The 7,893-nt window shown below is 72.3% G+C and carries 7 protein-coding genes; 4 read left to right on the top strand and 3 right to left on the bottom strand.

The features are described from left to right. Window positions 1-276 precede the first annotated feature (276 nt). From ACFWEJ_RS24660 to ACFWEJ_RS24650, 3 genes are all read right to left on the bottom strand, one after another. Window positions 277-714, bottom strand: a complete 438-nt coding sequence (locus ACFWEJ_RS24660; RefSeq protein WP_377231821.1) for a VOC family protein — start codon at window positions 712-714, stop codon at window positions 277-279. A 74-nt stretch (window positions 715-788) separates the two neighbouring features. Next, window positions 789-1,550, bottom strand: a complete 762-nt coding sequence (locus tag ACFWEJ_RS24655; RefSeq protein ID WP_377231820.1) for an SDR family NAD(P)-dependent oxidoreductase — start codon at window positions 1,548-1,550, stop codon at window positions 789-791. A 52-nt stretch (window positions 1,551-1,602) separates the two neighbouring features. Next, the gene (locus tag ACFWEJ_RS24650; RefSeq protein WP_377231819.1) at window positions 1,603-3,078 is read right to left on the bottom strand and encodes an aldehyde dehydrogenase family protein; all 1,476 of its coding nucleotides are present in this window, start codon (window positions 3,076-3,078) and stop codon (window positions 1,603-1,605) included. A 208-nt stretch (window positions 3,079-3,286) separates the two neighbouring features. Between ACFWEJ_RS24650 and ACFWEJ_RS24645 the strand changes: the two genes are divergently transcribed. From ACFWEJ_RS24645 to ACFWEJ_RS24630, 4 genes are read left to right on the top strand one after another with little or no spacing between them, the layout of a single operon-like run. Further along, entirely contained in the window at window positions 3,287-4,657 is a 1,371-nt protein-coding gene (locus ACFWEJ_RS24645) for a glycoside hydrolase family 125 protein (protein ID WP_377231818.1), read from the top strand. Next, a complete protein-coding gene (locus ACFWEJ_RS24640) occupies window positions 4,654-5,541 on the top strand; it encodes a carbohydrate ABC transporter permease (protein WP_377231817.1) in 888 nt (295 codons plus the stop codon). The genes ACFWEJ_RS24645 and ACFWEJ_RS24640 overlap by 4 nt, the downstream gene beginning before the upstream one ends. Continuing rightward, window positions 5,538-6,476 (top strand): carbohydrate ABC transporter permease, encoded by a 939-nt coding sequence (locus ACFWEJ_RS24635; RefSeq protein ID WP_377231816.1) that lies wholly within the window; start codon window positions 5,538-5,540, stop codon window positions 6,474-6,476. Before ACFWEJ_RS24640 ends, ACFWEJ_RS24635 begins: the two co-directional genes overlap by 4 nt. Before the next feature lie 26 nt (window positions 6,477-6,502). After that, on the top strand, window positions 6,503-7,756 hold the full coding sequence (locus ACFWEJ_RS24630) for an ABC transporter substrate-binding protein (protein ID WP_377231815.1): 1,254 nt from the start codon (window positions 6,503-6,505) through the stop codon (window positions 7,754-7,756). Window positions 7,757-7,893 lie beyond the last annotated feature (137 nt).

Raw genomic sequence — 7,893 nt, 5'->3', positions numbered from 1 at the left:
GCACAGCCCTGTGCCGACCTCGAAGCAGACTGCCGATGTCGGCGGAATTGCCGATCTGGTCGGGACAGCCGACCTGGCGGCTCGTGCTGTCCGACGTCGGCTGGCGCGGGCGCCCGGTGGGCTCGTCTCCTTCGAGACCTAAGTTTCTTCGCTTTGAGCCGCCTCAAAGCGAAGAAACTTAGGTCTCAAAGGAGAGAGGGTTCAGCGGTCGTCGGCAGTTCGCATCCCCGCGTCGGCAGTCGGCCTCGACCAGCTCGACCAGGAGAGCCCTTCGCCTCAGTCCAGGCAGAACTCGTTGCCCTCGATGTCCTGCATGTTCTGGCACGACTCGTTCTCACCGTCGGCCAGCAGCAGGACCCCGCGCGTCGCGCCGATCGCCTCCAGGCGGACGGCGTGGGACTCCAGGACGGCCAGGCGCTCGTCGCCCACCAGGCCCCGGCCGACCTTGACGTCGAGGTGCACCCGGTTCTTGACGACCTTGCCCTCGGGCACGCGCTGGAAGAACAGCCGCGGGCCGACGTCGTTCGGGTCGCTCGCGGCGAACCACGAGTCCCGCTTCTCGGCGGGCAGCGAGAGGCTGTACTCCTCCCACGTGGCGAAGCCGTCCTCCGTCGGGTCCGGGGGGACGTATCCCAGGGCCTCGCACCAGAACCGGCCCACGCGCTCGGGACTGGCACAGTCGAAGGTGATCTGGACAGGCTGCACGGTCGTCATGGGCACACCCTAGGACGACGGCGGGCCACCGCTCACGCTGATTCCCTCACCCGGGTTCCCTCACACGGGTCCTCTCACACCGACTCCTTGGTGACGCTCCAGCCGCCGTCCACGTTGAGCTCCACCCCCGTGACGAACGACGCCCGGTCGGAGCACAGCCAGGCGATCGCGTCGGCCACCTCGGACGCCTCGCCCAGCCGGCCCAGCGCCGTCGCCGCCGCGGCGCTCGCGCGCTCCGCCTCGCCGACGCCGTCCCAGTGCGGCGTGAGCACCGGCCCGGGCAGCACGCTGTTCACGCGGACGGCGGGCCCGTACTCGGCGGCGAGCTGCCGGGCCAGCCCCGTCATCCCGGCCTTGGCCGAGGCGTAGGCGGCCCGGCCGGGCAGCCCGAAGTGCGCGTGCACGGAGGACACCATGACCACCGCCCCGTTGCCCGACGCCGTCAGGTCGGGCAGCAGCGCGCGCGTCGCGAGATAGGCGCCCGTGAGCGTGACCCGGATCTGGTGCTCCCAGCTCTCCGGCGGCGTGTCTGCCAGCGACGCCACCCGCCCGGCGTACGCGTTGTTCACCAGGATCTGCGGCCGGCCGAGGTCCGCCCGGCAGGCGGTGACGGCGCCGGCCCAGGCGGCCTCGTCGGCCACGTCCATGACGGACGCCGCCGCCCGGGACCCGCCGGCGCGCAGCTCGCCCCGCAGGTCGAGCACGGTGGGGGAGACGTCCACGAGGAAGACGCCCGCGCCGTCCTCGGCCAGCCGCCGGGCGGTCGCCTCGCCGATGCCCCGGGCGGCGCCGGTGACGACGGCGGTGCGACCGTCCAGGGGGAGCTCACGCGTCATGACCAGGGCCTTTCGTCGGGGACGTACCGCCGCAGGCTACCCGGGCCCGCCGTCAGATCGGGTACGGCCGCGACCCCGCCTGCACCGTGATCCAGCGGAGCTCGGTGAACTCCTCGATCGCGGCCCGCGAGCCGAACCGGCCCCACCCGCTGGCACCCACGCCGCCGAACGGCATCTGCGGCTCGTCGTGCACCGTGGCGCCGTTGACGTGGCAGATCCCGGACCGGATGCGGCGCGCGACGTCGAGCGCGGCGCTCACGTCGCGGCTGAACACCGCGGCCGACAGCCCGTACTCGGTGTCGTTGGCGATGCGGACCGCGTCGTCGGCGCCGTCGGCCTCGATCACCGCGACGACCGGGCCGAACGACTCCTCGCCGTACAGCCGCATGCCGGGCCGCACGCCGCGCACCACGGTGGGCCGCAGGTACAGCCTGTCGGCCGTGCCGCCGGCGATCACCTCGGCGCCCTGCTGCTGGGCGTCGGCGACCAGGTCGAGCACGTGGTCGCGCGCGGCGGCGTGCACCATCGGGCCGACCTGCGCCTCCGGATCGTCCGGGGCACCCACCGCCAGGGCGGCGGCCCGGGCGGCGAGCCGCGCGGCGAGGTCGTCCGCGACGGAACGGTCGACGATCACGCGCTCGGTCGACATGCAGATCTCGCCCTGGTTCATGAACGCGCCGAAGCTCGCGGCAGCCGCCGCCTCGGCGAGGTCGGCGTCGGCCAGGACGACGAACGGCGCCTTGCCGCCGAGCTCCAGCAGGACCCGGGTCAGGTACCGGCCGCCGAGCTCGCCGATCACCCGGCCCACCCGCGTCGAACCGGTGAAGTTGACGCGCCGCACGGCGCGGTGCGCCACGAGGGCCTCGACGATCGCGGGCGCGTCCTGCGGGTCGTTGCTGATCAGGTTGACGACGCCGGCGGGCGCCCCGGCGTCGTGCAGCACGTCGACGATCGCGGCCTGGGTGCGCGGCGTCTGCTCCGAGGCCTTGAGCACCACGGTGTTGCCGAGCACGAGCGGCATCGCGATCGCCCGCACGCCCAGGATCAGCGGCGCGTTCCACGGGGCGATGCCCACGACGACGCCGGCCGGCTGCCGCACGCCGTACGCGGTCAGGCCCGGGACGTCGGACGGGATGATCTCGCCGACGGCGGAGTAGGCCTGCGCCGCGGCCTCGGCCAGCATGCCGGTGGCCACGTGCACGTTGAACGCGCACCACGGCCCCGTGGCGCCCATCTCCTGGCCCATCACCGCGGCGATCTCGTCCGCGCGCTCGGCCAGCAGCCCCGCGGCCCGCTGGAGCACCGCGCGCCGCGCGGCCGGCGGCAGGCCCGACCAGCCCTCCAGTGCCGCGGCGGCGGCGTCGGCCGCGCGGTTCGCGTCCGCGACGGAGGCGGCGGCGATCCGGGCGATCGGCTCGCCCGTCAGGGCACGGACGAAGTCGGTGTAGCGGCCGCCCTCCGCGGGCACGTGCTGCCCGCCGACGAACAGGTCGGCGGTGGGGCCGGGGGAGGTGTCGCGCTCTGGCATGGCTGCTCCTCGTCGAGACGGCCGCCCTCCTCGTCGAGGGCGGGCACTGACGAGTATTCCGCGACCGCCCCGTCGCCGTCTTCCACTATTACCTCTAATACTAACGTTGACATAGGAGTTATTCGCTCCTACTGTTCACCGCAGGCCGGGCCAGCGTGGGTCCGGCGGGCAGCAGAAGTACGACAGCAGACCGAACGATGGGGTTCGAATGAGCTACGTGACAGGCAGCGCGGCACCGGCGTCCGGTACCGCGCTCTACGACCCGGACGTCCTGGCGGACCTGGTCGCGAAGGTGGGCGAGCGGCTCGGCGGCGAGGTGGCGGACGCCGTGGGCCGTTGCATGGCGGACACGCTCGCCCGGACGATCACCCTCCACCCCGACGGCACCGCCTTCGTGATCACCGGCGACATCCCGGCGATGTGGCTGCGGGACTCGACGACGCAGCTCGCGCCGTTCCTGCACCTGGTCGACCGCGATGAGCGCCTCGCGGACACGATCGCCGCCGTCTCGCGGCGGCAGCAGGCCTCGATCCTGCGCGACCCGCACGCCAACGCGTTCAACGACGGCCCCACGGGCGCGGGGCACCGCGACAAGACGGGGCACCCGGAGACCGGGCAGTCGCCCTGGGTCTGGGAGCGCAAGTACGAGATCGACTCCCTGGCCTACCCGCTGCAGCTCGCCCACGACCTGTGGGTCGCGACCGGCCGCACCGACCACCTCGCCGACCTCGCCCGGGTGGGACGCACGGTCATCGACCTGTGGCGCACCGAGCAGCGGCACGAGGAGGCGTCGTCGTACACCTTCGAGCGCACCGACTGCCCGCCCACCGACACGCTCGTGCGCGGCGGCCGCGGGCCCGAGGTCTCGCACACGGGCATGACCTGGGCGGGCTTCCGGCCCAGCGACGACGCCTGCACGTACGGCTACAACGTGCCGGGCAACGCGCTCGCGGCGACGGCGCTCGGGCAGCTCGCGGAGCTCGCCGCCGAGGTGCTGCACGACGCCGACCTGGCTGCCTCGGCCACGGAGCTGCGCGGCGAGATCGAGCGCGGCATCCGCGAGCACGGCGTGGTGACCGGGCCCGACGGCGCGCCGGTGTACGCGTACGAGGTGGACGGCCGCGGCGGCGTGCTCCTGGCCGACGACGCCAACACGCCCAGCCTGCTCGCGCTGCCCCTGACGGGCTGGTGCCGCGCGGACGACCCGCTCTACACCGCGACCCGCGACCTGGTGCTCAGCCCGGCGAACCCGTACTACTTCAGCGGCTCGGCGGCGTCGGGCATCGGCAGCCCGCACACGCCCGAGGGCCACGTCTGGCCCATCGCCCTGGCGATCCAGGGGCTGACCAGCACGGACCCGGCGGAGCGCCGCGCCCTGCTGGACCTGATCCTGGCTACCGACGACGGGACGGGCGCGGTGCACGAGTCGTTCCACGTGGACGACCCCGGTACCTGGACCCGCGAGTGGTTCTCCTGGGCCAACGCCATGTTCTGCGAGCTGGCGCTGGAGACGGCGGGCCTGCGCACCCACCGCCGTCCGGCGCCGGCGCCCGCCCCGGCCCCGGAACCAGCACCGTGAGCGCCGCCGTGAGCGCCACCCGGCGCCAGCAGACCATCTCCGCCTGGATCTTCCTGGCCGTGCCGGTCGTGCTGTTCGTGATCTTCCTGCTGCTGCCGGTGGTCATGGCGATCGGGCTGAGCCTGACCGACTACGCCGTCATCGGCGACTTCGAGTGGGTGGGCCTGGACAACTACGCGCGCATCGCGGGCGACCCGATCTTCTGGATCGCCGTGCGCAACACCGCGCTCTACACGGTGCTGTACGTGCCGGCCGGGCTGCTCGTCGCGCTGGGCACCGCGCTGCTGCTCAACCGCAGCACGCGCACCGCCCGCGTGTTCCGCACCCTGTTCTACATCCCGGTGGTCTCCTCGACCGTGGCGACGGCGGCCATCTGGTTCTGGCTGCTCAACCCGCAGTACGGCCTGCTCAACGCGGTGCTCGGCTGGTTCGGCATCGACGGGCCGGCGTGGCTGTACGAGTCCCGCTGGGCCATGATCGCCATCGTCATGATGAGCGTCTGGGCAGGTTTCGGCGCCAACATGATCATCTACCTGGGCGCCCTGCAGGGCGTGCCCGGCGAGCTCGTGGACGCCGCCCGGGTCGACGGCGCGGGCGCGTTCCGGGTGTTCTGGCACGTGACCCGGCCCTCCATCTCCCGCGCCACGTTCCTCATCCTCACGCTGCTGCTCATCGCCGCGTTCCAGGTGTTCGACCAGGCGTACGTGCTGACCAAGGGCGGGCCCGGCAACTCGACGCTGACCCTCGTCTACTACATCTACGACCGGGGCTTCGGGCGGCTGGAGATGGGCTACGCCTCGGCGCTGTCCTTCGTGCTGTTCCTGGTGATCCTCGTGTTCTCGGTCGCCAACGCCCGCGCCACCGGACGGGAGAACGACCGATGAGCGCGCTGGCCACCGCGCCGGCGTCGGCCCCGGCGCCCGCCCCGCAGCAGCTCACCACGTCCCGGCCGCTGACGGCCCGCGTCCTGACCGGGAAGGTCGTCTGGACGCTCGCCGTCGTCCTGATCAGCGTCACCACGGTGCTGCCCCTGATCTGGACGCTGTCCACGTCGCTCAAGCCCGAAGGCGAGATCCTCTCGTCCTACCTCCAGGTGGTCCCCGAGAACCCGACCCTCGCGAACTACGTCGCGCTGTTCACCGACGGCCCGTTCGGCCGGTACCTGGCCAACTCCGCCGTCATCGCGCTCGGCGGCGTCGTCACCAACCTGTTCTTCGGGGGCCTGGCCGGGTACGCGCTGGCCAAGCTGCACTTCCGCGGCCGCGGAGTGGTCTTCTCGCTGTTCCTCGGCTCCATGATGGTGCCCGGCATCATCACGATGGTCCCCACGTTCCTGGTGCTGCGGCACTTCCCGCTGGCGGGCGGCAACGACCTGTTCGGCGAGGGCGGGGCGGGCCTGATCAACAGCTACGGCGCGGTGCTCGTCCCGTTCGCCGCCGGGCCGTTCGCCGTGTTCTTCATGCGGCAGTTCTTCCAGGCGCTGCCCGACGAGCTCGGCGACGCCGCGCGCATCGACGGCGCGAGCGAGTTCCGGATCTTCTGGAACATCTACCTGCCGCTGGCCCGCGCGGGCCTGGCGGTACTGGGCGTGCTCACCTTCCAGGCCGGCTGGAACAGCTTCCTCTGGCCCCTGATCGCGCTCAACGACCCGGAGATGCTCACAGTCCAGGTGGGCCTGGCCGGGTACGTCAACGAGTACCAGACGCAGTACGGGCCGCTGCTGGCCGGCACGATCCTGGCGAGCCTGCCGGTCCTGCTGGTCTTCGTGGTCGCCCAGCGCTACATCATCGAGAACTTCGCCCACTCGGGGACGAAGTGACCAGCACCCTGCAAAGGAGCAGAGTCATGAGGTCTGCAGCACGTATCACCGGGGCACTCGCCGCGGCAGCAGTTCTGATGGGCACCCTGGGCGCCTGCGGGAGCGCGTCGGACGGCGGCTCCGGCGGCGGTCCGGAGGAGGTCACCTTCTGGGGCTCCTGGTCGGGCGCCCAGGCCAAGCAGCTCCAGGCCCAGGCCGACGCCTTCAACGAGGCCCAGGACGAGTACGAGGTGAAGTACGTCGGGCAGGAGCTCGTGGAGGAGAAGCTGCTCACGGCGCTCGCCTCCGGCAGCGTGCCCGACGTCGTCCTCTGGGACCGGTACAACACCCCGCTGTACGTGCCCAAGAACGCGCTCGCGCCGCTCGACGAGTACATCGCGGCCGACGGCGTGGACACCGCCCAGTTCTACGACCAGGCCATGGGCGAGCTCGTGGTCGAGGGGGAGACCTACGGGCTGCCGCTGCTCGTGGACAACCGGTCGCTCTTCTACAACACCGAGCTCCTCGCGGACGCCGGCGTCGAGCCGCCGACCGACTGGGACTCCCTGAAGAAGGCGGCCGAGGCGGTCACCGAGCGCGACGGCGGCAAGCTGTCCGTCGCGGGCTTCGCCCTGGACGACCCGGGCCTGTTCAACATCTGGCTGCGGCAGGCCGGCGGCCAGATGTTCAGCGACGACGGCGCCACCACCGCCTTCAACAGCCCCGAGGGCCTGGAGGTGCTGGAGTTCTGGCAGAGCCTGCTGGACGCCGGCGTGTACGAGCCGGGCTTCGGCGAGGGCGTCGACTCCTTCGCGGAGGGCTCCACCGCCATCAAGTACGACGGGCCGTGGGCGCTGACCGCGCTGGACGAGGCCGAGGTCGACTACGGCATCGTGCAGCCGCCCGTCGGCCCCGACGGCGACCAGGGCGCCGGGATGGGCGGGTTCGGCCTGGTCATCCCGAGCGGGGCGCAGAACCCGGACGGCGCCTGGGAGTTCATGAAGTGGTGGACCACGCAGCCCGCCAACGGCGTGGACTTCGCCAAGATCTCCGGCTGGATCCCCGCCAACATCGAGGCGGCCAACGACCCGTACTTCACGAAGGACGACCGGTACCAGGCCTTCATCGAGACGATGGAGTACGCCCAGGTCCGCTCGAACATCCCCGGCGCGTCCGACGTCGAGGGTAAGGCCCTGATCCCCGCCCTGGAGAAGTTCCTGGGCGGCGAGACCGACGCCGCCACCGCCCTGCAGGAGGCGCAGGAGCTGGGCGACCGGATCCTGGCCGACAACGCGCAGTGACCACGCCGCGTGGCGCCCCCCCCGGGGGGGCGGGGGGGCCCCCCCCCCCCCCCCCCAGGGGATACTGGGGCGTATACACAAAAGGCCCGGCCGACCCGAGTGGGGGGGTTTGTGTAGGGGGGGGGCGGGGGATGTAT

This window comes from Promicromonospora sp. NPDC060204 (assembly GCF_042728455.1).
In the GTDB taxonomy this organism is placed as follows: Bacteria; Actinomycetota; Actinomycetes; order Actinomycetales; family Cellulomonadaceae; genus Promicromonospora.
This window is presented reverse-complemented; position numbering and strand designations above follow the sequence as displayed.

Excerpts from the sequence above, each read along its gene's own strand:
- ACFWEJ_RS24660 (WP_377231821.1), bottom strand. The coding sequence starts at position 714 with ATGACGACCGTGCAGCCTGTCCAGATCACCTTCGACTGTGCCAGTCCC.
- ACFWEJ_RS24655 (WP_377231820.1), bottom strand. The coding sequence starts at position 1,550 with ATGACGCGTGAGCTCCCCCTGGACGGTCGCACCGCCGTCGTCACCGGC.
- ACFWEJ_RS24650 (WP_377231819.1), bottom strand. The coding sequence starts at position 3,078 with ATGCCAGAGCGCGACACCTCCCCCGGCCCCACCGCCGACCTGTTCGTC.
- ACFWEJ_RS24645 (WP_377231818.1), top strand. The coding sequence starts at position 3,287 with ATGAGCTACGTGACAGGCAGCGCGGCACCGGCGTCCGGTACCGCGCTC.
- ACFWEJ_RS24635 (WP_377231816.1), top strand. The coding sequence starts at position 5,538 with ATGAGCGCGCTGGCCACCGCGCCGGCGTCGGCCCCGGCGCCCGCCCCG.
- ACFWEJ_RS24630 (WP_377231815.1), top strand. The coding sequence starts at position 6,503 with ATGAGGTCTGCAGCACGTATCACCGGGGCACTCGCCGCGGCAGCAGTT.